Source organism: Burkholderia sp. BCC0097 (genome assembly GCF_902832985.1).
Taxonomy (GTDB): domain Bacteria; phylum Pseudomonadota; class Gammaproteobacteria; order Burkholderiales; family Burkholderiaceae; genus Burkholderia; species Burkholderia orbicola.
Map to the genome: position 1 here is coordinate 182,577 of NZ_CADFDM010000005.1, position 24,337 is coordinate 206,913.

30 protein-coding genes are annotated in these 24,337 nt (G+C 67.6%); 23 read left to right on the top strand and 7 right to left on the bottom strand.

What is annotated here, in order from left to right; genetic code table 11:
- The first annotated feature begins 108 nt into the window (after nt 1-108).
- Both HWX07_RS18300 and HWX07_RS18305 read left to right on the top strand, forming a co-directional pair.
- Nucleotides 109-675 carry a helix-turn-helix transcriptional regulator gene (locus tag HWX07_RS18300; RefSeq protein WP_175877227.1) on the top strand — a complete coding sequence of 189 codons (567 nt, stop codon included), beginning with the start codon at nt 109-111 and terminating at the stop codon, nt 673-675.
- 2 nt (nt 676-677) lie between these two features.
- Nucleotides 678-1,319 (top strand): uracil-DNA glycosylase, encoded by a 642-nt coding sequence (locus tag HWX07_RS18305; protein ID WP_244130011.1) that lies wholly within the window; start codon nt 678-680, stop codon nt 1,317-1,319.
- Nucleotides 1,320-1,397: 78 nt separating this feature from the next.
- Here HWX07_RS18305 and HWX07_RS18310 read toward each other — a convergent pair whose 3' ends face one another.
- Nucleotides 1,398-1,625, bottom strand: a complete 228-nt coding sequence (locus HWX07_RS18310; protein ID WP_175877228.1) for a hypothetical protein — start codon at nt 1,623-1,625, stop codon at nt 1,398-1,400.
- A 126-nt stretch (nt 1,626-1,751) separates the two neighbouring features.
- Between HWX07_RS18310 and HWX07_RS18315 the strand changes: the two genes are divergently transcribed.
- A complete protein-coding gene (locus tag HWX07_RS18315) occupies nt 1,752-2,006 on the top strand; it encodes a hypothetical protein (protein ID WP_069744914.1) in 255 nt (84 codons plus the stop codon).
- Nucleotides 2,007-2,074: 68 nt separating this feature from the next.
- On the opposite strand, the gene HWX07_RS18320 is transcribed toward HWX07_RS18315, so the two are convergent.
- Nucleotides 2,075-2,455 (bottom strand): hypothetical protein, encoded by a 381-nt coding sequence (locus HWX07_RS18320; RefSeq protein ID WP_175877229.1) that lies wholly within the window; start codon nt 2,453-2,455, stop codon nt 2,075-2,077.
- 195 nt (nt 2,456-2,650) lie between these two features.
- Between HWX07_RS18320 and HWX07_RS18325 the strand changes: the two genes are divergently transcribed.
- The 4 genes from HWX07_RS18325 to HWX07_RS18340 all read left to right on the top strand — a co-directional run bounded on the left by HWX07_RS18325 (nt 2,651) and on the right by HWX07_RS18340 (nt 5,007).
- A complete protein-coding gene (locus HWX07_RS18325; protein WP_175877230.1) occupies nt 2,651-3,274 on the top strand; it encodes a helix-turn-helix domain-containing protein in 624 nt (207 codons plus the stop codon).
- A 93-nt stretch (nt 3,275-3,367) separates the two neighbouring features.
- A complete protein-coding gene (locus HWX07_RS18330) occupies nt 3,368-3,811 on the top strand; it encodes a hypothetical protein (protein ID WP_175877231.1) in 444 nt (147 codons plus the stop codon).
- A 4-nt stretch (nt 3,812-3,815) separates the two neighbouring features.
- Nucleotides 3,816-4,151, top strand: a complete 336-nt coding sequence (locus tag HWX07_RS18335) for a hypothetical protein (RefSeq protein WP_069744918.1) — start codon at nt 3,816-3,818, stop codon at nt 4,149-4,151.
- Between the two features lie 142 nt (nt 4,152-4,293).
- Nucleotides 4,294-5,007, top strand: coding sequence for an ankyrin repeat domain-containing protein (locus HWX07_RS18340; RefSeq protein WP_175877232.1), 714 nt, complete (start codon nt 4,294-4,296; stop codon nt 5,005-5,007).
- Nucleotides 5,008-5,060: 53 nt separating this feature from the next.
- Here the strand turns inward: HWX07_RS18340 and HWX07_RS18345 are convergent, their stop codons facing one another.
- The 4 genes from HWX07_RS18345 to HWX07_RS18360 form a co-directional block, all read right to left on the bottom strand.
- Nucleotides 5,061-6,341, bottom strand: a complete 1,281-nt coding sequence (locus HWX07_RS18345) for a Y-family DNA polymerase (protein WP_175877233.1) — start codon at nt 6,339-6,341, stop codon at nt 5,061-5,063.
- Between the two features lie 3 nt (nt 6,342-6,344).
- Nucleotides 6,345-6,794, bottom strand: a complete 450-nt coding sequence (gene umuD, locus HWX07_RS18350; RefSeq protein WP_069744923.1) for a translesion error-prone DNA polymerase V autoproteolytic subunit — start codon at nt 6,792-6,794, stop codon at nt 6,345-6,347.
- An 89-nt stretch (nt 6,795-6,883) separates the two neighbouring features.
- The gene (locus HWX07_RS18355; protein ID WP_175877234.1) at nt 6,884-7,627 is read right to left on the bottom strand and encodes a hypothetical protein; all 744 of its coding nucleotides are present in this window, start codon (nt 7,625-7,627) and stop codon (nt 6,884-6,886) included.
- Nucleotides 7,624-8,445, bottom strand: a complete 822-nt coding sequence (locus tag HWX07_RS18360) for an endonuclease NucS domain-containing protein (protein ID WP_175877235.1) — start codon at nt 8,443-8,445, stop codon at nt 7,624-7,626. Before HWX07_RS18360 ends, HWX07_RS18355 begins: the two co-directional genes overlap by 4 nt.
- Before the next feature lie 278 nt (nt 8,446-8,723).
- Between HWX07_RS18360 and HWX07_RS18365 the strand changes: the two genes are divergently transcribed.
- A complete protein-coding gene (locus HWX07_RS18365; protein WP_175877236.1) occupies nt 8,724-9,011 on the top strand; it encodes a hypothetical protein in 288 nt (95 codons plus the stop codon).
- A gap of 62 nt (nt 9,012-9,073) precedes the next feature.
- On the opposite strand, the gene HWX07_RS18370 is transcribed toward HWX07_RS18365, so the two are convergent.
- Complete coding sequence (locus HWX07_RS18370; protein WP_175877237.1) at nt 9,074-11,566, bottom strand: N-6 DNA methylase; 2,493 nt, start codon at nt 11,564-11,566, stop codon at nt 9,074-9,076.
- Nucleotides 11,567-11,748: 182 nt separating this feature from the next.
- Here HWX07_RS18370 and HWX07_RS18375 point away from each other — a divergent pair, with 182 nt between their 5' ends.
- From HWX07_RS18375 to HWX07_RS18445, 15 genes are all read left to right on the top strand, one after another.
- Nucleotides 11,749-13,230 (top strand): hypothetical protein, encoded by a 1,482-nt coding sequence (locus HWX07_RS18375; protein WP_175877238.1) that lies wholly within the window; start codon nt 11,749-11,751, stop codon nt 13,228-13,230.
- A gap of 208 nt (nt 13,231-13,438) precedes the next feature.
- Nucleotides 13,439-13,729 carry a hypothetical protein gene (locus HWX07_RS18380; protein ID WP_175877239.1) on the top strand — a complete coding sequence of 97 codons (291 nt, stop codon included), beginning with the start codon at nt 13,439-13,441 and terminating at the stop codon, nt 13,727-13,729.
- Nucleotides 13,730-13,810: 81 nt separating this feature from the next.
- Nucleotides 13,811-14,782: an ankyrin repeat domain-containing protein gene (locus HWX07_RS18385; RefSeq protein ID WP_175877240.1), complete on the top strand. Its 972-nt coding sequence runs from the start codon at nt 13,811-13,813 to the stop codon at nt 14,780-14,782.
- Nucleotides 14,783-14,903: 121 nt separating this feature from the next.
- A complete protein-coding gene (locus HWX07_RS18390; protein ID WP_175877241.1) occupies nt 14,904-16,040 on the top strand; it encodes a hypothetical protein in 1,137 nt (378 codons plus the stop codon).
- 129 nt (nt 16,041-16,169) lie between these two features.
- Entirely contained in the window at nt 16,170-16,574 is a 405-nt protein-coding gene (locus tag HWX07_RS18395) for an ankyrin repeat domain-containing protein (protein ID WP_069744931.1), read from the top strand.
- Between the two features lie 47 nt (nt 16,575-16,621).
- Nucleotides 16,622-17,182 (top strand): hypothetical protein, encoded by a 561-nt coding sequence (locus HWX07_RS18400; RefSeq protein WP_175877242.1) that lies wholly within the window; start codon nt 16,622-16,624, stop codon nt 17,180-17,182.
- Nucleotides 17,183-17,357: 175 nt separating this feature from the next.
- On the top strand, nt 17,358-17,903 hold the full coding sequence (locus tag HWX07_RS18405; protein WP_175877243.1) for a hypothetical protein: 546 nt from the start codon (nt 17,358-17,360) through the stop codon (nt 17,901-17,903).
- Nucleotides 17,904-18,016: 113 nt separating this feature from the next.
- Entirely contained in the window at nt 18,017-18,388 is a 372-nt protein-coding gene (locus HWX07_RS18410) for a hypothetical protein (protein WP_175877244.1), read from the top strand.
- Nucleotides 18,389-18,433: 45 nt separating this feature from the next.
- Nucleotides 18,434-19,279 (top strand): N-6 DNA methylase, encoded by an 846-nt coding sequence (locus HWX07_RS18415; protein WP_175877245.1) that lies wholly within the window; start codon nt 18,434-18,436, stop codon nt 19,277-19,279.
- Between the two features lie 67 nt (nt 19,280-19,346).
- Complete coding sequence (locus tag HWX07_RS18420; protein WP_175877246.1) at nt 19,347-19,925, top strand: ankyrin repeat domain-containing protein; 579 nt, start codon at nt 19,347-19,349, stop codon at nt 19,923-19,925.
- A gap of 240 nt (nt 19,926-20,165) precedes the next feature.
- Entirely contained in the window at nt 20,166-20,513 is a 348-nt protein-coding gene (locus HWX07_RS18425) for a hypothetical protein (protein WP_175877247.1), read from the top strand.
- An 8-nt stretch (nt 20,514-20,521) separates the two neighbouring features.
- Nucleotides 20,522-21,565 carry a hypothetical protein gene (locus tag HWX07_RS18430; protein WP_175877248.1) on the top strand — a complete coding sequence of 348 codons (1,044 nt, stop codon included), beginning with the start codon at nt 20,522-20,524 and terminating at the stop codon, nt 21,563-21,565.
- A gap of 107 nt (nt 21,566-21,672) precedes the next feature.
- Entirely contained in the window at nt 21,673-22,452 is a 780-nt protein-coding gene (locus tag HWX07_RS18435; protein WP_175877249.1) for a DUF5710 domain-containing protein, read from the top strand.
- A gap of 127 nt (nt 22,453-22,579) precedes the next feature.
- The gene (locus tag HWX07_RS18440; RefSeq protein ID WP_175877250.1) at nt 22,580-23,584 is read left to right on the top strand and encodes a hypothetical protein; all 1,005 of its coding nucleotides are present in this window, start codon (nt 22,580-22,582) and stop codon (nt 23,582-23,584) included.
- A 116-nt stretch (nt 23,585-23,700) separates the two neighbouring features.
- On the top strand, nt 23,701-24,318 hold the full coding sequence (locus HWX07_RS18445; RefSeq protein ID WP_175877251.1) for a hypothetical protein: 618 nt from the start codon (nt 23,701-23,703) through the stop codon (nt 24,316-24,318).
- Nucleotides 24,319-24,337 lie beyond the last annotated feature (19 nt).

The following is a 24,337-nucleotide window of genomic DNA, read 5'->3' on the forward strand; positions in this document are numbered from 1 at the left end:
CAAACGGTCGCGTAAGCGGCCGTTTTTTGTACCCCGGCGTGGTGGGCTGGGGATGTTCACTGGATCCCCGTAGAATCGTGCGCATCCGTTCCACCGCCATCTAGCGCTATGATCATCGACGAGACCAAAATCACCACCTACTACACCATCTGCACGGTTCTGCTGCGCGAACTGCGGGTGCAGCGCGGCTTCCACCGGGCGCAGTTTGGCGACTTTTACGGCAAGCCGGCCAGCGCCTGGGAAGCCATCGAGACCGGCAAGGCACGGCTCGATTTCGACACCTTGCTGCGGGTATGCCGCGGCATCATGCAACCACCTGGCCCGGTGCTGATGATCGCGGACGCTTACGAACGGTTCCTGCGCAACTGCGGCTGGTCGGTGGTGTTGGCGGACGCCGGCAAGGACGGGTTGATGACCTGGGCCAAGGAGTATTGGGACACACCCGGTGGGCGCTTCCAGGACAGCACCACACCGTTCCTGCCCACCGCGCTCCACGAGCCGTACTTGCAGAACAACGTTTGGTTCAACCTCCTCCCGTCGTTTCGATACGCGGTCGACGAGCCGTTCCGCACCGAACAGAACGATGCGGAGAAGTTCAAACCGTTGCCGTCGATCCTCGACTTGGCTGCGCAAAACGGGACGAACGGCGTCAACGGCGACACCGAGGGCATCTGACGGTGGCCCTGCTCGACGACGCCCCGCGCACGCTGCGCGATCCCGAGAGCGTGGCCCTGCGTCGCGCGATGCTCGCGGAGCCCCACGTTGCCCCGCTGGCGCGGTACGTCCAGGCCCTGCGGGCGCAGCACCCGACGTGGGAGTTCCAGGACTTCGACCCGATGGACGGGGGCGTGCACGCGGACATGCTGTTCCTGCTCGAAAAGCCCGGGCCCATGACCTCGCCCACGGGCAAGAAGCAGGGCTCCGGCTTCATTTCCCGTAACAACGACGACCCCACGGCCGAGGCCGTGTTCCGGTTCATGCAGGAGGCGGGCATCCCCCGCAAGCGCGCGGTGCTCTGGAACGTGATCCCCTGGTGGGACCGGTCGATCAAGTTCACGGCGGCGGAGGTGCGGCGGGGGATCGAAGAGCTGCGCAACCTGCTCCCGTTGCTCCCGGCGATCCACACCGTGGTGCTGGTCGGGGGCCAGGCCAGGCGGGCACTGCCCCTGCTGCAGACGCTCCGGCCGGACCTGCGGATCTGCACGTCGGCGCACCCGGGCCGGCAGGTCTACCGGTTCAACCCCGACCAGTGGAAAGCGATCCCGGCGCAGTGGAAGGCCGCGGGCCTGGCGCAGGACGAGGTGAGCGCCACACCCTGATCACCGCCACCTGGGCGGGAGCACCGGGGTGGAGGCGGGCGCTGGCGCCCGGGTGTTGAAGGGGTGCCACGGCACGGCTCACTCGACGATGAAGCGTTGGAGTTTGACCGTCACCGTCATGGCCACGATGATGAGCATCCCGGCCACCATCCCGTAGAACCGCGCATCGTCGATCGACGGGTTCATCGACGGGATGAGGTGCCCGAACGTTCCGCCGATGGCCGAACCGAGGATTCCGCCACCCAGCGTGGTTTGCACGGCACGGAACGTGAAGAGCGGACGGAACGAGAAGAGTGTGGGTGTCATGAGGGCCTTCGCCGGCAGTGGGTCGCACCTTCACCATGGCAGGCCGTTCAGGTCTGTCAATGCCCTGGTCTTCAGCGTGCGGATCGGCTACCGTACAGCAGGATCACAACCGACCGGAGGCCACCCATGCTCAACGCTCGTTTTCTCCCTGCTGCGCTGCTCGCGCTGGGCCTGGCGGCCAGCACGTCGAGCTGGGCGGAGCAGCCGATCAACACCACGAACATCAGTCCCGAGCTGTACGTCCCCAAAGTGCGCTCGCGCAACGGTCAGCCCCCGCTGGCCCATTGCCGGCAGATCAACCAGGAGGTGAACGGGCACATGGTCTCGCGCCGGCAGTGCATCACCCCGGCGTCGATCCCGCCGGACCGCGACGGGTCCTGACGGAACCGCACCCACCCAGCAAAACGCCCGGCATGTGACCGGGCGTTTTTGCGTGGGGCGATCGCGGCTTACTTTTTGAGGCACCCGCCGGGCTTCCCGCAGTGCGAGGCGATGAAGTCGGCCAGGCTGCGGGCCTGCTGCGCCTGGATGGTCCCCGGGGCCTTGCGTTCGACCTCGGTGGCCATCTGATCGGCACCGGTGAGGATCTTCGCGCGCTCGGCGTCGAGCTGAGCTTGGGGTACCACCTGCGGTGGCGTCGGTGCAGGCACAAACGGTACGACGACCGGCACGGGGGCCGGGGCCGGCTTCGGCAGGAGCGAGTTCAGCGCCACCACCCCGCCCACGCACACCGCCGCGATGGCCAGGACGGAACCGAGGATTTTCAAACGCCGGACCCGCTCCTCGCGCGGCAACACCTTGATCGGCGGCAACCAGAAAAAGAAAAACACGATGGACCTCCCCCTGTTGTGGGCACCTGCGGGTGCGTTACTCACAGCTTAAGGGGGTACGGTCCGGTGTCAAGTCAAGCCGTGCCAGGGTCCGTCTTGTTAGGTTGACGGGGACCCGGAAGCTGCTAGATCTGGACGTGCACGGCGATCGCAGGTCCCGCGCCCGATCAACACCAACCAGGAGGAACCATCACGATGACCAGGGAAAAACCGCCGGAGCAGGCCACGAAGAAGCTGCTGACCACGATCGAAGCAGCCGCTCTGCTGGGGTGCGATGCTGGGCTGGTGACGCGGCTTGCTGCGGAGGGACGGCTGCCGCGGGCGCGTGACAGTGGCGCGGTTTGGCGACGCGGCAAGGGATGGTGGTATCACGAGGAGGACATCCTCGAACTGAAGAAGGGCGGAACGTTCAACGCGCTTCTCAACGACCGGATGACGCTCCGCGAGTGCGCCAAGCACCTCGGCGTTTCGACCGCCCAGGTCCGCGAAGCCGTGAAAAACGATGGTCTGCCCGCGGTGAAGCCCCATCGTGGCCCCGACATTTACTTCAGTCGGGCGGCTGTCCATACCTACGCCGCATCGCGCGGTCTGCCGAAGGAGCGTCAAGCGCCGCAACGCGGGAACGTGGCAGCGAGCAATGCCGTCCCGAAGACCCGTGCGCAACATGCCGCGAAGGATTCCGCGCCCCCGGCGCCCGCCAAACCGGCTCCGACGTCCCCCGGGCGCTTCGTCCTCCCCGACGTCATGCGGAACTGGCCCATCCTGGACGATCGGGACCGCGCGCCCCGTCGGCCGGGGTATGGGGCGGGGGCGATCTGATCCAGGCGAAGCCGTGCCCAGGCACGGCTTGCGTTCCCCTGGGGGCCTGCTACGTTGGAAGTAGGACACCAACGATCGCCAACGGAGGAGACCTTGAGCGACCCGACCACCCCCCAGGATTTCGTGCTGCACCCCACCCGCGGCTTGCTGAACCAACCCGTGTCACGGTTGGTCACCTTCGGCAAGCCGTCCTACCTCCCGCCGGGCATGCTCAACGCAGCGGTGGAGGACCCCACGCCGGCCCGGGCTGCACCGCAAACCCCGGCCGCCCCGGTGGAGCAGGCGGAGTCGACCATCCTGGACTTCTTCGCGGTGATGCTGCTCAGCCACGTGGTCGGGTTCCTCGCGCATTGCCACCTGCTGGGCGAGGCCCTGGAAGTCGGCATCGAGGCGAACGACGCGTACCGCAAGGGCCCCGGGAAGGCATCGGCCCCGGACAAGCTCAACCGCAACGCGGTCCCCTCGAACGTCACCGAGTTCGGCCCACGGCGGGTGGGCTGGCTGGCGCGCTCGCAGGTCAGCTTCGGCCGCCGGTGACCCCATGACCGCGCTCGCCCTCGACCCACGCGAGGCCGTGATCGCCGAGAACCCCGGCGTCCGGCCGCAGCTCGTGGACGACCTGATCTGGACGATCCGGCGCGGGGCGTTCGGGCCGGAGGTCCAGACGGTCTACAGCAGCATGGTGATGGGCGGCACGCTGCGCATCACGCCGGCGCTGCTCGACCTCGCGGGCGAGAAGGCCGGCGTCCTGCGGGCCCAGCAGGAGCGCGGCATCCTGGACCAGGTGGCGGACGAGGCGATGCTCACCCGGGCCGCCGAGGACGCTCAGGCGAGCACGGGTCAGGCCCAAGTTGCGCGGCAACGGGCGAGGCTTTGAGGCTGGGCCCTGGCACGGCTTGGGCACCTAACGGGGCGTGCGCCGCGGCACTTTCTGGGCTTCGCGACGACGGTTCATCGAACCGTCGTACACTATTGCGCGCAGCAGCAGGACCACAGAACAAGCACGAGGACCAGACCCGATGAGCACCGAGACCAGCACCACCGAAGACGCAGCCAACAACGCATCGACGTTGCCCACGGAGGAAATCCAGAACTACAAGGACCTGCTGGCCGCGATCCGGTCCGAGGACCTGGACGGTGTGCGCGCCGCGTGCGAGCGCTACCCCGGCGTCGTGACCTTCGCGGAAAGCGACGGGCAGCAAGCCCTGCACGTCGCGGCGTCGGTGGGCCATCGGGGCATCGTCGAAGAACTGATCGCCCACGGCGCTGACGCGCTGGCCGAGGTCGGTACGGTCAGGAAATACGACGACAGCAGCGTGAACGCCTTGCCGGTCGATCTTGCGGCTCGTGAGGGGCACGCGGACGTGGTGGAGCTGCTGAACAAAACGATCGACGGGCAGATTTCCGCAGATCCGGATTTCCGTTACCGCGCGTTGACCCTCGCCGCGGAGCGGGGCGCGCTGGGGGAGGTGGAACGCATCGTCAAGATGGACCCGGCCCTTGTGAAACGGCAAGACGCCCAGGACTGGACCCCGTTCCTTCTCGCCGTCTCCAACGGGCACACGGACGTCGTGGTCCACCTGTTGAACGAGGGGGCGGATTTGGGCCAGTGGGTGCGCGACGATCCCAAGTTCTTCACGCCGTTCGACCTTGCGGCGGATCTGCCGTACAGCAAGATCCCCTACATCCTGCGTGAGGCCAGAGCGCGCCTCGATGGGGAACAAGAAGACTGATCGCTCGCGACCACCGGCGACAGCCAGCAGCCCCATCGCCCAGGTGGGGTTTTTCATCGCGCGGTGGGTAACCCCTCCCACTCGGTCGTGTAGTTCGGGGTCTTCGAGCTTTGGCTCATGTGCCAGGCCTGGTGGCCCTCGACGTTCCCCACGCGCAGGGTCCCGCGCCCGAATCGGTCGTTCACGGCGTCCAGCGCGGCCATCAGGCGCTCGCGTCGTGGGGCGGGCCCGGTGAACAGATCGGCTTGCTCCACCGCGCGGTCCGTCAGGTCCAGCAGCATCACCCCCGCCTTGGCGTACCGGAACCCGGGCTTGTAGAGCTTGGCCAGCCCGGCGAGCGCGGCCTCCACCAGGCGCAGCGTGTCGGCGACCGGCACGGCCAGGGGCACCACCACCGCGGCGCTGTACTGCTTGTCCTGCTTGCGAAACGGCGAGGTCTGGATGAACACGTGGACCTGGCCCGCCTTCAACCCCTGGCGTCGCAGGCGCTCGGCCGCGGTGGCGGCGAAGTCGCGCACGGCGATCGACAGATCCTCCTGCAGCAGCACCGGGTGCCCGAACGAGCGCGAGCAGATGATCTGCTTCTGGGGCTGGGCCTCGGCCTCGAACCCGTAGCACGCGATCCCGTTCAGCTCGTGCACCGTGCGTTCGAGCACCACCGAGACGGTGGACCGGATGAACGACGGGCTGGTGCGTTTGAGGTCCAGCGCGGTGGCGATCCCGTCGGCCGCCAGGCGCTCGCGCAACCGGCGGCCCACGCCCCAGACCTCACCGACCTCGACCCGGCCCAGCAGCTCGTCGCGATCGCGCTCCGGCAGGGCGGTGAGGTCGCACACCCCGCCCCATGGGCGCCCGACGTTCTTCTTCGCCACGTGGTTGGCCATCTTGGCCAGGGTTTTCGACGGGGCGATGCCCACGCAGGTCGGAATCCCGATCCACCGCAGGACGCGCTCGCGCATCATCTGGCCGTAGACCGTCAGGCTCCCGGCGACGCCCTGCATCCCGGAGAGGTCCACGAAGCACTCGTCGATCGAGTAGACCTCCTGTACCGGGCTGAACTGGCCGAGGATGGCCATCATCCGGGCGGACATGTCGGCGTACAGCGCGTAGTTGGACGACAGGGCCACCAGGCCGGCCTCCTGCACCAGGTGGCGGATCTGGAAGAAGGGCACGCCCATCTTGACCCCCAGGTCCTTCGCCTCCTGGGACCGTGCCACGGCACACCCGTCGTTGTTCGACAGGACGATGAGCGGGCGGCCGTTCAGCGCGGGCCGGAACACCCGCTCGCACGAGCAGTAGAAGTTGTTCCCGTCGACGAGGGCGAAGGTCGGCATGGCTCAGGCCCAGGTTCGCACCTTGGTGGCGAGCACCTGGCGCAGGTTCCAGGTCACCACGCCCCAAACGGTCATTTCCTGGGCGTCGGAGAACACGATCGGCGGGTACGCCGGGTTGGCGGCCACGAGCTTGACCACCCCGGCCCGGCGGTACAGGCGTTTGACCGTGAACTCCCCGTCCACGCAGGCGAGCACGACCAGGCCGTGCTTCGGTTCGATGGACCGGTCCACCACCAGCTTGTCGCCGGCCCAGATCCCGGCCCCGCTCATGCTGTCGCCCTCGACGTTGAACAGGAAGGTCGAGAGGGGGTTGAGCACCAGGACGTCGTTCAGGTCGATGCGGCGCTGGGCGTGGTCCTGGGCGGGGCTCGGGAAGCCCGCCGGCACGCGCGAAAGCGCTTCGACGATGAAAAGAGCGGCCGGGTCCTCGGCGAGGGGGACGGGGTGGTTCATTCTGCTGGTCTGCCAAAATACTGTATGGATATACAGTTCCCAGTTTAGCAGGCAGGCCCAGGCACAGGGCGGGAGATTGCGGGAATCGTTTAGGGCACGACCCTGGCTTGCCGGGCGCGGCGCAGGTCGTCCAGGGTGGCGAGGATCCGTTCGTCCTTGCGCCCGATGCTGTTCAGGCGGATGTACTCGACGTCCTCCCAGAACCCGACGATCGCGGCGGCGAACCGGTCGAGCAGCTCTCGAGGGAGCACGGCCTGCTCGAACGACGGCGGGGGCGGTGGCCCGACGGGCGGGTTGTCGTCGGGCCAGGGGAACGGGTCCGACGTCCAGTTGGGCCACAGCCCCTGGTGGCTGCGGAACAGGGCGATGGCGGACCGGCCGTCCCCGTGGCGGCACGCGTTGCCGACCTGTTGGAGGAGGTCGAGGTCCGCGTAGCTGGGGAAGGCGGTGAGGGGGATGCCCCGGAGTTCGAGCAGCAGATCGCTCAGCTCGGGGAGGGTCCCACCGCGCGCCGTCCGGCGTTGGCGCACGCTCTGGGGCCCGGGCACGATGCACGCGCTGATCCAGTTGCGGAGCTGGCGTTCCCACAGGGACTGGATGGAGAGGCAGAACGCCTGGATGGTCGCCTGCAACAGGGCTTCCCCGTCGGCGACGGCGAACATCCAGCCGCCCTCCTGGGTGGTGGCCCAGCGCTCGATGTCGGCGTCGATCGCCGCGAGGGCCGGGTGCACCACGTCGTTCAGGAACGCGCGGACCCGGGGGCGGTTGAGCGCCGACTGGACGTCCTCGAACTGCAGGCGGTCGTCCCAGCGGTGCGTGTCGACCGTGGTCATGCCGTCAACGCCACCGGCGACAGGTCGACGCTCAGGCGGTATTCCATGAGCTGCACGCGCGGGGCGACCTTGCCGGCGTATTTGAGCTTGTCGGAGATCGAGTTCGCCACGATGACCCCGGACACGGTCTTGCCCTTGGCCACGTGGTGCTCGATCCAGCCCATGTAGCGCTGCACCTGACCGAGCGCCGCGTCCGGGCCCCGGCCCAGTTTCAGCTCGAACACGACGAAGTTGCCGTCGCGGTCCAGGAACACCAGGTCCGCGGGCCCGCAATCGGTCTGGTACTCCACGCCGTCCCGTCCGTCGGCGTCGACGAACAGCGTCAGCGGGCCGTGCGCGGTGGTGCTGGGCGGGTTGCGCGCCAGGTAGTCGCGCAGGTGGCTTTCCAGGGCGAACGCACCGCCCCCGAACCCATCGTCCACCGGCTCGGCGGCGTCGAGGTCCAGCGAGGTGGCCACACCGTCGTTGGTGTCGTCCACGCGTCGGACCTTCAGACCGTCCGGGGTGTCTTCGATCGCCCACAGGCCGTGCTTGTCCGGGTCGTACCACACCACCTTGCCCCGGTCGGTGGCGAACAGGAAGTCATACCGGCCGTTGGCCAGGCGGGCCTTCTTGTTCTCCGGGTAGCTCACCCGACCGGCACGGTTCACCGTGCAAATGGCGATCTGGGCGTTGATGGTCGCCTGGTTCAGCTCGGGCCAGTCGCGCAGCAGGAGCTGCTTGATCTCTGCGTTGCTGGTCTCGCGACCGAGCGGCTGGACCGCGTCGCGGATGAGTTGCCAGATCGGCGGGCGTGGGGTGGTGGGGGTGGTGCTCACGGCTCGGGTCCTCGCGTTGGTCGTGTCGCCGGGCGTCGGGGCCAGGCAGGCAACGATTGAACCACGACGCCTCGCGCGGGCACCAGCGGAAAAGTGTTGCTATCCGGCGGGCACCCGGGGCCGGAGGCCCGGGCGGGAAAACCAGTGCTGACGCCGTGGAGGCCGCAGGCGGGGTTCGTGCGCAGGAGCCTCCGGCTCCGAGGCCTTCACGGGGCACGGCTTGACAGACCTGGTGGAGCCCGTAGGGTCATTGGATCACCATTACAGGAGAGCGATCCGTGAAACTAACCCTCAAAGGCACGATCAGCGACCAGGACCTGGCTAAAGCGTTCCGGGACACCTTGTTCGTGCTCGGGTTCGATCCGAGCCAGCATCAGGTGCGCGGCGCCACGCTCTTCTTCAACATCTACGACCGGACCACGGGCCACATGCACGAGCTGGAGTACAACGGCCGCGTGGCCGACGACGTGCTTTGGCTTCCCGCGAACGTGCCGGTCAGCCAGCAGAAGGTCCTGGCACGTCGAGCGGGCCCGGAGGTGGTGGTGATCCGCCCGCACAGCGAATGACCATCGTCGCATGACAAAAGGGGTGCCACGGCACCCCTCCACGTTCCACCCTTCTGTTCGACCTACACCGTCGCCGGCTGGGCGGTGGCCACCGGCGCCACCACGCGCGGCGTCACGACCTCCGGCACCAGGCGGAGCTGGTTGGGCGTGAACGAGCGGAAGCCCCCGGTCCACTGCTTGCCACGGCGGCGCAGGAAGCGCCACGTGTCCGGGGATTCGAGCAGGGCCTTCACGCGCTGGTGGTCCGCCGGGTTCTTCGCGCGCACGACGTAGCCCGACGCCCAGAGGAAGCGCCCGCCCAGATCCTCCGGCGTCACGTCCAGCGGGGCCATGGGGCCCTTCGCCATGCACGGCACCAGCAGCAGGCGCTCGTTCGGGTCGAACGTGTAGAGCCCTTGCTTGCGCCCATAGGCATACCACGCCCCGTAGCCGCGCAGGTCCCCACCGTCGCGGGCGTGCAGACGGTCCCAATGGTCACGGAACCAGTTCAGCACCTCGGGCTCCATCGCCGGCTCCGGGAGCACGTTGAGCGACGCGTCGTACGGGCAGAGCAGGCGGTCGGCCCGCTGCGCGTCGGCGAGCGTCTTCACCTTGGTGAGCTTCAGGAACAGCGGGGCGGCGGCCAGCGGCAGGCGCACCGGGCGACCGTGGACGTTCGACGCCTGCACCGCGTCCCCGTCGACCGTCCAGTTCTCGACCGCGTACGCTTCGTTGGCGTTGGTGTTGACCCCCACCAGCACCTCGGCGAGGTCGCCCAGCGTGGTGGCCTCCGGGTCCACCGCATCGCCCGGCATCGCCGGATCGAGCGCCCATGCCGCCGGGCCCATGGCCTCCTCGCTCTGGCGGAACGCGACCGTCCACGGGGTGGTGCTCTCGTGCGGCATGTCCGTGCGGAACAGCACGGGCGCCTGGGTGGCCGGGCCGCTCACCACAATGGCGGTGAGGACGCTGGCCCCCTGCGGACCGAGGAAGACGCGGCGGTGCTCGAAGTCGATCACCGACCGCACGCGCGGGCGCAGCAGGACCCGCAACGCGGTCCCGGCCGTGGTCCGCATCCACGCGTTCGGGGCGATGATCACCGAGCGCGTGGACTGGCGTTGCGCCAGCTCGAAGAACGCTTGATACAGGTCGGCCGTCCCCTTGGCGCACGTGCTGAACGACGCGCGCACACGGGCGGCGTAGTCCGCCGGCAGCTTGCCCAATCCCACGTAAGGCGGATTCGCGATCGTCGCGTCGAACGTGCGGTCCGACCAGCCGGCGAACAGGGCATCCCCGACGCGGGCGTTCAGCTCCGACGTCACCCCATGGCTGGCGAAGTAGGCGCGGTAGAGGTCCACGAGGTCCTGCACCGCCTGACCGTCCAGATCGCTGACGAACAGCTTTTCCTCGCAGTAGCGCGCGACCTCCTCGTGGGAGAGGCCACGGGCCAGCCAATGGTCGACCATGGCGAAGACCAGCGAGCCGCGACCGCACGACGGTTCCAGCACCGTTTCGTGGGGCTGCAGACGCGCGAGGTCGATCATGGTGCGGGCCAGCTCGAACGGGGTGTAGACGACCCCGCCGACCATGCGTCCTTGGGCGTCCATCCCCGACAGGCGGACCAGGTCGGCGATGCGCTCGTACACCGCCGGGATGGTCATGGGGGCGACGGCGGCGTCCATCGGAGCAACCACCAGCGTGGCCACCGGTTCGGCGAGGCCCGCAAACCAGTCGGAGGCGATGAGCAGGCGATCGACCACGTCCGTCTCGTAGGCCTGCACCATTTCACCGTTCGCGATGCTGGGGTTCCCGGCGACGCAGGCCTTGATCGGGGCCCAGTCGATGGCTTCGAAGACGGCGCGGACCTCGGCGACCCGGGTGCGGTCGATCACGCGCACGAAGCGGTGGGACCCCTGACCGAGGTGCTCGGCGTCGAGGTCCTTCACCCGGCCGGCGTGCACGCCAACGCGCTGGATCGCGAAGTCCGCGGTGTGGCGCTGGGCGTACGGCACGAACGCGAAATCCGCGTGCTTGGTGGGCAGCACGGTCAGCGGGCGCTGCTCCTCGCGGCGTTCCCACACCTGGAAGACCGTGGGCACTTCGGCGGGCTGGCCCTCGAAGATGAAGGCGTCGAGCGGCAGCACCTCCTCGTGGGCGAGGTGGAACGCGCGGTCGAGCTGGTTCTGGACCGACGGCTTTTGCCACGAGCGCGGGACGATGAACGCGATGCGTTCGGCGCCCAGCTCGGCGCAGCGGTTGAAGAACGCGACGTCGTGCTTGAACGGCGGGTTGCCGACCACCACCAGCGGGCGATCGTCACCGGCCGGTGGCGTCCAGCTCAGGAAATCCGCCTGGACGGCCCCCGGGCACTTCGGGTCGAGGTCGACCCCGAGGGCGTCCGGCGGGAGCAGCGACAGGAACGCGCCGGTGCCGCACGACGGCTCGAGCCAGCGCACGTCGCCGGACCAGCGGTCCCCGAGGTGCTCGGCGATCAGCTCGTCGAAAAGGCGTTGAGCGAGTTGGGGGTTGGTGTAAAACTGGTCGAGATCACGACCGACGTTGTTGGAGGTCTTCACGAGGTCCGCTCCGAAGTGGGTGGACCTCTACTTTTTTCTCCCACACCTCCGGAGCTGAGTCGCTCCCCGCACGGGGCCTGGACCGCTTCGCGACTCACCGCCCTGGGCCCCGCGTCCCGCAAGGGCGTCCGCCCGTCGGGCTACAATCCCTGGAACAACACGACCAGCAGACCGGGGGCGGGATGGCGACGGGCAAGGCAGCAGGGAAGGCGAACACAACGACCAAAACGAAGCGATCGGAGGAGCGCGCGGACGACTGGAAAACCGTCCGGGGCAAAGCCTGGGCGCGCACGATGCGCTCGACGGTGGAGCGGGTGCTCAACCGGTCGGAGGACCTGACGCCCCGGCTACGGGAGCCGCGTTTTCGCGCGCACCTGCTGCTGTCGTTGAAGCACCTCACCGGCGACGGGCGCGACGTGGACGACGCCCCGGGCAAGGTGTGGGTGATCTCGGGCCGGCAGATGGACAAGCTCAACGAGGCGCAGCGCGAGCAGCAGGGCGGCACCACGGGCAACGCCTGGACCCGATGGGAGAACGGGGCGAACGTCCCGTCCGAGGACAAGATCCGCGGCACCTTCGGGCTGTTCCCGGGCCACGAGACGGTGCTGGGCACCGACCACGACGGCAAGCCTTTCAAGGCGATCGACGTGGGGTTCGCGGAGCTGTACTGGTCGGTGGGCCCGTGCGCGGACGACACCGTGACGCCCGTACCGCTCTGGGCGATGATGTGCGGCGACACCTCGACCGCGGCGCTCTGGGTCCCTGTCCTGCGCTACCACGACGGCAGCGGCCAGGAGGGCCACGCGGTCGCGGACCACCTGGACACTGGCGTGGCGTTCGTCCGTTCGGACGCGCCGGTGCTGGGCGGAGCAAAGGCAGCGCCCCGGGCCACCCCAACGTCGGCGTTGGAAGGCAAGGCGCGCATCGAGGCGACGCGCCAGAGCCTCAAGGTGTTGCTGAACCGTTCGGCCGAGCCGGGCGGTGATGGTACGGCTGGCGATGCGGCGGGCGGGCGCTCGATGTTCCCCAAACCTGGCTTTACCCCATCGCCCGACGCGGCACCGTCGGCGTTCGACGGCCCGGCGCGCGCCGCGAACCTGCGCCTGAACCGGCGTCCGTTGCTCAACCCCGACCTCTCGCCGGCGGAGCAGGTCACCCTCCTGAACGCGAACACCAGCCACCAGGCGCAGCAGCTCAGCGAGCTGGGCGCGGACGGCTTTTTGCACCTGATGGGCGTCGGCAGCACCGACCCGGCGGGCGAGGGGTGCGCGCTCAGCGTGAGCGACGTGATCGCGCTGGCTCTGGCCACCACCTTCGCCAAAGGCGAGCGGGGCGACCTGCGCAGCCGCCTGGAAGACCCGGTCTTTACGGCGCTGCGCGAGCGGCACCGCGCGATCGTCCGATGGGCCCAGGCGTTCGGGATCGAGGCCGGCGTGCGTCGCTGGCTGCGCACGCTGCACAGCGACTACCTGGACCGCAACGGCTACGCGTTCCTGCCGGTGGAGACGCCGGCGCGGCCCGACGAGGAGCTGGAGTACGACCGCGACGACCCGGAAGCGGAGTACCTCGCGCACGAGGACAACGTGCCCACCGTCACCGCCGAGCGCGCCCGCCCGGGGCGTTTGAGCGGCGACCAGCGGCTTTCCCGTCGGCGCAAGGCCTGACGTCCGGCGGCTCCGCACCCTGGGGCCGACCACCGATCCGCACCCCAGCCCCCAGCGCGGGTTCCCCGGGGTTTTCCGCCCCGCGACCGCTGACCCCATCCTCACCATGTGAGTTGCGCGGCGTCCAAACCAGGACGCGGGCGTAACTCAGCCTGGCCGACCCGCCCACCGACACTGGTCTCCGTCGAACACAACCACGGTGACCAGCATGACCCTGCAGACCACGTCCTCCGCTTTCCCGAGCGATCGCCCCGTCCCGATGGTGGACGTCAAACCCCTGATCGAGCAGTCCTGTACCCGCGTTCCGGCGTGGGTGGCGCAAGTGCTCGTGCCGCACGCCACGTTCGAGCAGTGCGGCCAGCAGGTCGACCGCAACCTCCCGATCGCCAGCGCGAACTACGCCGAAGCCCTCTGGTGGTCGCTCCTGCTGCGCATCCTCCGGGACGGCTCGGGCCGCTTCGTGGTCCGGCAGGTCCTCCCCGACGACAACGACGCGTAAGGAGGACCGACACCCACCCACACCCGAACAGACCGCTTGTCCATCAGTAGTCCTGTCTTTCATTTATACGGAGTTGACACCATGAGCAAGAAATCGAAGAACCCCCGCAAGGCCGCCGGTCATGCCAAGAAGCAGGGCAAGGCGATCCGCAATCGCTACAACCAATCGCTGGGCGCGTTTGGGGAAACGTGGCAGGTGGACGCCCCGATCGATGCGGGCGCTGGCCCCTTTGCGCTGGCGACGGCGTTGCGCAACCGCGACGCGAAGGCCGTGGCCGCTGCGCTGGACCTGCCGCACCTGAACAAGCTGAAGATGGCGTGCTACACCGGGAGCGGGCCCGTCGGGGGCCTCTCCGCGTTGCACGTGGCGGCGTACTTCGACGACCTCGCGAGCGTCGAGGTGCTGTTGAACGCCGGTTTTGACGCGGACGCTCGGACCACCACGGGCACGGTGCCGCTTCACCACACCGGCGACCCGCGGATCATCAAGGCGTTGGTCGCGGCGGGGGCGAACGTGAACGCCGTCGAAAACACGGGCATGAGCGCCCTGATGATCGCGACGGCGGCAGATTCGCTCGACGCCGTGCATGCCCTGCTGGCCGCCGGCGCCGATCCGGACGTGATCGGTGGCGTGATGCAGGAAAGCGCGTTGAGCGTTGCCCAGTTGACCGGAAACCACGCCATCGAGCAAGTATTGGCGCACGTCACGACGGTGCAGGCGCCGTGCCTGCGTCAGTCGCCCTACGAGACCGTTGGTCGCGGCTTCACCATGCTCCACAACGCAGCGGCGATGGGGAGCGACGCGTTGGTGAACCAGTGCCTCGAGATGGGGGCGAGCCCGGACGTAACGACCGAGAGCGGCATGACGCCGCTGCTCGTTGCGCTGCTGAACGGCCACGGTTCGACCGCACGGATCCTCTGGGACCATAAGGCACAGAAGCTCAACCCGACGCTCTCGCCGATCACTGACGAGGAGTTTGCAGCGATCAGCGCGGAGTTGCGCCACGTGTTGGAGAGCCTGAACTACCAGCTCGCACCGATGGCCGACGCCTAACCCCTCGCCGCATCGCCCAGCGCCTGAGTCACGCCACGCGCTGGGCGCCCCCTCCCGACGACTCAAGCCGACCCGCTCGGGCCGCAACACTTCCCCGGTTTCAAATCACCAAGGACCCACCATGCCCTTTTGCCATCTGGACCTCATCACGATCCCCGCTGAGATCCCGTCGGACCCGGACGAACGCGCGTCGTTTTGCCAGCTCGTCACCGACCTGCTGGCCAACCCCAAGGCCAAGCCGGGGACCTACCGTCACCACGGCGTGCCGTTGGTCCACCACGCGGTGCGCACCAGGAACCTGGCGGCGCTTCAGCTCCTCGGGCGCGGCGGGGTCGACCTGAACAAGCCGTTCCGGGACGTGGTGGACGGCACGCCGGCGGCGTTCACCCTGACGGCGTTGGAGGAAGCCATGCTGCGCGAAGACATCGGTCTGGTGACGGCGCTGTTCGAGGCGGGGCTGGATCCGATGGTTCTGAACGAGCAGGCGATCAACAAGCGGCCGTACCGCGCGCTGCTGCGCATGGGGAAGGAGCCCAGCGTCGAGATGGTCGACACGCTGCTGGACACGTTGGCGGGCGCCGCCGAGCTGCAAGCGCTTGAAATGACCTGCGCCATGGTCTTGGGGTTCTTCCGCTGGAAGTTGCCGTATGTCGACCTGGTGGAGCATCTGCTGGCTCGCATCAAAGAGGAATGGGTGCGCACCCCGATCGCCACCGCTGCGCTGACGAGGTTGGGGGACACGCTGGCCAGCCACAAGCACGTGACGATTCACCGGTTCGTGCCGATCCTGCTGGCCGCGGGCGCGGAGGTGGATCCCGAGGTGCTGGTGGACGTGGTGGATCGCATCCGTCCGAACGCGGCGCGCGCCAAGACGTTGGACCTGCTGCTGGCCGCCGGTGCAGATCCGCACGAAGGGGTGACGCCTTACAGCGGTCCCCCGTGGACGACTGCGTGCCTCACGGCGATCGTCAAGGGCGATGAGGTGGCGATCGACCGCTTCATCGGCACCGGTGAGCAGGGCAAGGCGTCGCTCCAGATTCTCCGGGAGCAGTTCGACGACAACACCGGCGGGTGGATGGCGTGGTTCAACCGGCCCTCCGGATGGGTGACGCAGGCCGGGCGTCAGGCGTACCTCGGGGTGCGTCGCCGCTTCATCGCGCTGGAAGTTGAGGAGCTGGCCGTGGTGGCAGACGCAGCGCTCGCCGAGGCCAACGGGGCTGCAGCGCCCGAACCGGCACGGGTGCGCGCCCGTTTGTAGCCCAGCGGGCAGGCCAGCCCTGGGCGTGAGTCGCGACACCCCGGGGCGACCTTGGGCTCACGACTCAACCAGGGCGGACCCCCCCGCGATACTGAACCCATCGACACCACACACCCACGGAGCAACCCCATGACCACCAGCATCGCCAACGCGTCCCTCTGCTGCGCGGCGTTTTTCGGCGACCTCGACGCGATCCGCGCGCACCTCGACGACGGGGCGGACATCAACGGCACGTTGACGAACAACGCCGGCGAAGCGCTGACCCCGCTGATGTGGGCCAGCGCCGGCGGCCGGCTCGAAGCGATGTACTTGCTGCTCGCCAACGGGGCATCCCCGACCTTCACCGACCCGCAAACCGGCGTGACGGCGTTGCACTGCGCGGCCATGGCCAACCAGCCGGAAGCGGTGGCGGTGCTCATGGTCTACGGGGCGGACCGCACCGCCGCGGCGGACCACAACCGCGGCACCGAGCTGGTGACGCCCATCGACCTGACCAAACCGGGCACGGCGGCGCACGCGCTGCTGAGCCGCTGAACCCTGAATCGTCCCAACCACCCGTTTTTCACCCCAAGGAGAAGAGCATGACCACCCAGATCCAATGCACGTCCGCCGAGCTGCCGAACCTCATGCCGCTGCTCGCCACGCTGACCGATTTCACGCTGAACGTGATCCCGGCGGCGATCACCACGGCGGCCCAAGCCGCTCAGGCGGTCGTACAGCCGGCGGTTCCCGCTCCGGTGGCGCAAGTGGTGGCACCCACGCCTGTGGCCCCGGTGGCTTCCGTGGCCTCGGTGGAACAGGCGTCGACCATGGGCACGGCGGAGGTGATGGAGCTGTTCGGCTACGCCACGCCGCAGGCGGTGGCGGACCTGATGCAGCGCGCCGAGATCCCGGCGATTCAGCGCGGGCGCAACAACTACTACGACCGTGCCAAGGTGCTGGCCCTGAAGAAGCTGTACAGCGAGACGTTCAGCCTGTCCGAAGCGTCGGAGCTGGTGGGCTACAAGAACCCGTCGGGCCTGCTGCTGCACATCGGGCAGCGCCGCATCACCCCCACGATGGTGGCGGGCCACATGCGCTTCCGCGTGAAGGACCTCGAGCAGTTCGAAAAGCTGCGCGGCCCGGTCCGCCGCCGCTGGTAAGTCCGGCACCACCACCCGCAGCACCGCATCACCCAGCTCCACCCGCAGCACCCAGCGCCACGGCGCTCTCCCACGCGACACGTCCGGGTCCCACCGGAGAAATCGCCCCGGTTCGTCGGGGGCAACCCACCGTCCCACCTCGCTCACCCCCAAACCGCCATCACCGGGAGATCCCATGGCCACGCACCACCGCATCCTCGGCACGCCGTACGCGCGCCGTCCGCTCGACCCGATCGCCGTCCAAGCGTCGGCCGCCCGTTCCGTGTCGATCCCCATGCCGCCGCACGGGGTCCCGTACGACTACTACGCGGCGGCGTACCTGCTCGCGGTGCAGACCGCCAACCAGCGCGGGGCCGTGCTTGCGCTCGACCTGGTGCGCAAGGCCCACACCGTCGACCTGCTGGGGATGGCGCTGCTGGTCGACATCGCCTCGGGCGAGATTGTCGAGGTCCGCGAGACCCTGTCCTCCCCGTTGGCGGTGGAGCACCTTCACCGCGTGCGTTACCACCAGGACGATCAGGGCGGGGCGTTCGTCGGGTTCAAGGACCTCACCCCGTTGCACGTGGTGGCCATGCACGGCCTGGCGAAGTTCGTCCGTCCGCTGCTCAAAGCGGGGGTGAATCCGCGGGCGCGCACGGCGTGCGGCAAGACCGCTCGCGACCTGGCAGAACGCCGTGGCCACCACGCGGTGGTGGCGGCGCTGTCCGGCCGCGCGGGGTAGGGGCGATCCCGTTGAGTCGCGTGCCGCGTTTTCGACGAGCGGTCCGCGACTCACCCGGGGAGACCCGGGCCAGGACACTGGACCGGTCGAAACCAAACCACGAGGACACCACCATGCGCTACACCCCCATCGAACGGATCAACGCCACCCGCACGGCCAGCAAGGACCTGAGCTGGGACACGGGCACCTCGCTGTCGTGGACGGTCTCGAACGTCGGTCTGGATCAAGCGGCCGAGGACAACCTGCCGATCGTCAATCGCTTGGTCGACGACCTGTTCCGCGGTCTGGGCGACTCGGGCGCTCCGCCCCGCAAGCTGATGGCCGGCCGCTTCAAGACCGTCGCGAAGCACATCGGCGCCGGCTCCCGTTGCCGCATCACGTTCGACATGGTGCTGCGCGCCAGCGCGACCACGTGGGCCTACAAGGCCACTTTCAGCTCCGACTGCATCGAGTTCGCCGAGCTGGAAATCTCCGGCGTCCTGTAACCCCAGCCCCTGACCACCTCACCCGAAACCCACCAGGAGAACCGTATGGCCCAGAAAACCAGCACGAGCACGACCACCACGATGAAGGCGTTCACCGACCGTGTGGAGCGCTTCGCGCAGACCAACCCGATCCGCTCGGGAGCGAAGGCGATTCTCGACGACATCATCCAGTTGCAGTTCAACGTGTTGTCGGTCACGGCCCCGATGACGTACGCGCTGACCGCGGGCTCGGCATGGTTCAACAAGGATCATCTGATCGCGCTGGAGGAGTACCGCGACCACCCGAAGGCATGGGCGGAGCAGTTGGCCCTTGGCGCGATGTACTTGGAGCTGGTGAAGACCTCGGCACCGTTCACCGACGTGATGGGGGACGTCTACGGGACCGCGATCGAACCGAAGCAGGCCAAGGCGATGGGTCAACACCTGACGCCGGAAGGACTGGCGGACGGGCTCGCGCGGTTCGCGGCCCAGAGCGGCCAGGGCGCAACGACCGGGGAGGCCTCCCGCCCGTTCAACCCGAACGAAGGGCAGATCGTTTGCGACCCCGCGTGCGGCAATGGTGCGCTGCTGCTGGCAAAGCTGCGTCAAGAGTTCGCGTCCCACGGGAAGGAAGGCGTGGCGCGCATGTACGTGTTCGCGAACGACATCGACCCCGCCATGATGAAGGCCACGGTGGTGCAGATCGTGCTGTCCAGCATCGTGCACAACGTACCGTTTGGCGGGCTGCGTGTGCATTGCTCGGACCTGATCCGCCACTACCACGACGCGAAGGCCGACACGGTGGCGGTTCAGATTTGCCCGGACGGGGCCCGCAGCGTGGAGCACGTCCGTGATGAGGCGGCCCGCAAGGCCGCGAACGCAGGTCAGGCGACGACGAGCACGGTGGCTTAACCAATCCGAACCACGGGGCGCGATGGGCGCCCTGTTCAACGCACAAACATCAAACCTGGAGAACTGCATGAACGACAAGCCGTACGCCAACGGGGCGATGTTCAAAATGCTCGTCAACGTGTTTGGGGTGAGCCCGAACGAGTACGAGAGCGAACACGAGCAAACGTTGCTTCACTACGCCGCCTGGGCAGGAAATGCCGAAGCCGCGCAAGCGCTGATCGAGCTGGGGGCGGAGGTCGATGCCAAAACGCTCGACGGGCACACGCCGCTTCTTTTTGCCGTGCAGCAGCGCTCGGTCGACACCGTACGGGTGTTGATCGAGGCGGGGGCTGACGCGAACGCATGGGATGAATCGAACCGCTCCATTCTCGATCATCTCTTTGTTGACAACATGGTTGAGACCACCCGGCGGAACGATCTGCGCGTGATCCGGCTGCTGCTTGACGGTGGGGCTGATCCGACGTTGGGCCTGACCTTTGCCCTCGGCGAGGACCATGGCTTGGGCGTGCGCGCGATGATGCGCGCCGGCGCCGACGTACAGGCCGCATGTGTCGCCGTGGGCGACCAAGCTGGGGCATGCGCACTCCGGCAGGTCGACATCCTCCGTGCGCGGCGTGAAAAACAACAGGCGGCCAACCGGCCCTGATGGGATCAAAACCCGGTGCTGACGCCGATGGGGCCGCAGGCCGGGGTTCGTGCCCAGGGGCCTCCGGCCCCGGGGGTTTCAGCGCACACGGGCGGGACCCCATTCTGGGCGTGCCCTGGCACGGGTCGACCGTTCGTCCGAAAGGCGGCCCGCTCGCTTGACCCACCGTGGAATCCCGCTAGGTTGAGGAATGAGACGGCGCAGGCAGCGCTGCACACCAACCCATGCCCCGGAGACCCCATGTCCACCCATGCCCAGACCAATCCGCTACCCCTTCTCGACGGGCTCACACCCGAGGAGATCGACGAAGCGCTGAAGAGCCTCCCCACCACGGAACCGAACTTCTTCGAGACCGCGGCCAAGATTGCGCTGGCCGCACTTCGAGACCGCCAGGCTGGTGAGCAGCGGGCACTGACCGAGGCCGAGTTTGATGCGATCCTGAACGAGGGTTTGGGTTCGCCGATCATCCTGACGCGTGCGCACTACGTCCGCACGTGCGCGGTGAAGCTGGGCGACCGCCTGGCCGAGGTGACGCCCGAGCAGCACGCGGCCAGCCTCAAGCGCATGGAAGCCCGCGGGCTCATGTGATGATCGGCATGGAAACCATCTACATCATCGCCGTCAGCACGCTCTCCGGGTTCTGCACCGCCTGCTCGGTGCTGGGGTTGGCCTGCCTGCTGGACATGAGCGGGCTGACCACCATCACCCGCAGGGTCGTCCGGCCGCTGCACAGCAGTGCGCGTCCCACTGTTCAGGAACCCGCCGCCGTTCAGAAGCAGGCGCCGGCGGCGCGCGCTCCGGAGCCCACGGTTACCGAACCCATCGTCGCCGAACCGGCTCCGGGCGAACCCGTGCGGCCCATCCCCGACGCCGCCTACGCGGCCCTGCGGCAGCTCTACAACGGGGCCGTGCTGGACCTGGACGCCGCGGAGGCGCTGTTCAAGCACGGCACCACCAAGGAGGTGCGCGAGCGTTTGGGCTACGTCGATGGGAGGGACTGGTACGACAACACGCCCATCGGGTTGCTGTTCGCGGAGGAGCAAGTGGCCAAGAAATCGGAGAGCGACGGCTTTTGGGCCAAGGAGAAGGTCGTAAAGCCCTACGCTGAAATGGCGATGGCGTTTCGGCGCTACGACCTGGTGGCCATGCTGTTGCTCGACGGCCCTGGGCGAACCATCGACACGTTGCCCTTGGATCCGTCTGACGTTCTCCGTGGGCAGGGATCGTTGCCCGAAAATCTGTTCGACCAGGTGGTACGCCAGGCCGATAGGGACTTGCTCAACTTGGCGATCAGGTATGGAACCCACGCGACGACTTTGTGCCATGGGTTGATCCTGGGGGTCGACGTGCCACCGAGGCGTCTTGGCGAGGCCTTGAACCGTCTGGTCGACGCCGGGGCCGAATACGTTGCGAGCATCGACGATGGCGAACGCCGGGGGCTGACGGAGAAGGTGCTCAAGGAGGCCCGGGCGAGGGTGCAGGTGGTGGCCGCCAACCGCGCGAAGCAGGCCGTGATCGACAAAGCCAACGCCTACACCCCGATGGAAATGGAGGAGATCGCGCTGCGTGCCGCCGTCGAGGAAGCCCAGGCGGAATCCCGGCAGGTCCCGCCGGTATCCGGGCCTCGAAAACGCCTGTAACGTAAGCCGTGCCACGGCACATCCAACGAAGCACCCGGGCCCGTACTTGACGGGCCCGCTTTAGCCACTAGCCTGGACCGCGTCAGAACCGATCCAGGAGGTGCGCCGTGCTGCTGCTCAACGTTCCGTTTTCCCAGAAGGATGAAGCCAAGGCGTTGGGGGCGCGCTGGAATCAGGCCGAGAAGAAGTGGTACGTGCCCGACCACGTGGACCCGGCACCGTTCCTGGCCCGCCCGGAGTGGACGGACCCGAACTACGTCCCGCCGCCGCAGGTGCCCGGGAAGGGTCCGAAGTGGCCGCTGTACGTCGACCTGGTGCCGCGCACGGCATGGTTCTCCAACCTCCGGTCGGAGCTGGGCGAGGACCACTGGAAGGCGTTGAAGCGCCAGACGTTCGACGCGGCCGGCTGGGTGTGCGAAATCTGCACCTGCAAGGGCCCCAAGTGGCCGGTCGAATGCCACGAGCGCTGGGCGTACAACGAGGAGAACGGCGTGCAGACGCTTGTCCGGACCGACGCGCTGTGCCCGGCCTGCCACGAGGTCACGCACTTCGGCCTGGCGCGGGTGCGCGGTCGTGAGGCGGAGGCCACGGCCCACCTCATGGCGGTCAACGGCTGGACCCGCGACCAGGTGCGCGCGCACGTCCAGGAGGCGATGAACGACTACGCGCGACGCAGCAACCGGCAGGACTGGCAGCTCGACGCCCGCTGGCTGCTGGGCAAGATCGAACTCCCGGATGAAACCCGGGAAGCGATCCTGGGCCACGCCGAGGGCCTGGGTGCGCGGCACATCACCGCGGAGCAGCAGGCGATCCGCGACGCACACGCGCACGAGGGGCAGGGCCCCCGCAGCGTGCTCGACGACGATCCGTTCGAAGTGCCCGCTTGATTGGCTGTAGCCCGTGCCCTGGCACGGGTTTATTTTTGGCCCAGGCGCTTGACAGGGGTGCTAGACCCGCTAAGTACAGGGGAAAGGGGCGGCCAGGTGGTCGCCGACCACCCGGGAGGAGATCATCGTGCTGCACACTTTGCAAGCCATTTTTCATGCCGAGCTTCGTATCGTTTATCTGGCGGCCATCGTCATGTTCTGGGTCCACCTGATGGAGATTTTCGGGATTCTTCGCTCTAAGTCCCCCGTCAAGATCTGGAAGGTTGTGACCAACCTTATCCTCATCGGCGTCTTCGCCGTGCTCCTGTCGGCGCCTCCATTTCCGGGGATTGGCTGGAATCTGATTCTCGTGGTGATCACCTCATATTTGACCGTCGTTGATCTGGCTTTTCTCTTTTTGCTCGCCGTCTTGATGATCGTGACCCTGTTTGCAGCGATCAGTGGGGCGGCCGTGTTGACCCTGACCGGTGGGGCGAAGTCCGTTAAGCGTCGTGACGTCAATCGCGATTTGACTCCCGAGGAGAAGATCGAGCGTCAGGCGCGTCTGCGCGAAATGGGCGAGAGGGCCAAGGAATACTGGCAGGCGGAGCGTAAGGCTGAAATCACGGCATACATGGACGCCCACCCGGGCGTGACGGAGGAAGAGGCCGCTGCTGCCGGCAACGGTTCCGATCCCCTGGATGACCGTACGCAACAGGTTTGCCGCAAAGGCCAGCATCCCTATCCCGACGAAAACGTGTACGCGGTCTCGTTCATGCGACGACTGCACCCGTGGTCCATCCTCCCCACGTTTAGCTTCGTGTCGATCGTTGCTCGGAAGCCCGAGTCGGCCATCGAACTCATGGACGCGAGGGTCTCCACGGGCGTCAAGCACAGCCCGTTCAAGGCTACGTCGCTGGCAGCGCTGAAGGCGATCCGCCGACCGAACCGGGCCCAACGGATCATGATCGACAGGCTGACGCTCACCCGGGACGGCAAGGACAAGGACGAGTGGTACGCCCTTGATTACGATGGTGGCGAGGACGAAGAGCTGATCCGCGCCTACCAGGCAACGCTTTCACCCGAGCAGAAGGCCGAGATGCAGAGGCGTTCGGAACGGGAGATCGAGCTGGAAGATAAGGGGCTTCTGTAAGGTACGCCCGTGCCCTGGCACGGGCTTCTTTTCGGGTAGGCGGTTGACAGGGGTGCAAGACCCGCTAAGTTCAGAGGAGAAGGTCCCGGCCCTGGGGCCACCCACTGGAGGAGACCATGAGCCATTCGAACATCCCGGCGATCCGTACGGCCCGTAAGTTATTCGTGTTATTCGCGATCTGCATGTTCACGATCATCGCTCTGGGGACGTGGTTCAGCGTATCCAGTGGGCTGCCGCGAGTGATGTTCGACCATGTTTTGCTCTACATGCTGGCCGACAGTGTGCTGCTTTGGGCCGTCATGGGCCTGGTCGGTATCAGTTCGACGATGGGCAGCACGATCGTGCCCGTCGCGCTGATCGCCGTTAGGACCGTGGTCTCAGCGCCCCTTGGAGTCTCCTTGCTTTGGGCACCCCAACTGTTCCACGGCAATGCCTTGTTGAGCATCGTGGTGGTGTTGTGGGCGCTGAACAAGGTGTGGTTCCTCTACCGTGCGTTCCATAATCCCTTTGCCGCATCCAAGGCGAGGGAGCGTTTCGTGGCCAACGTCGAGGCCGAACAGAGGGCGGCAGAGATGGCCAAGTCCCCCGAGGAAAAGGAGCGTGAGCGGAAACTCTTCGAAGAGGAGCTTATGAAAGTGGCGCAACAGGTGATGGCCCAGGACGCCTACATGGCCGCCCACCCAGGCGCCACGCTGGAAGAAGCGAGGAAGGCCACCGGGACCAACGAGGACTGAATCCGAACCAACACATGGC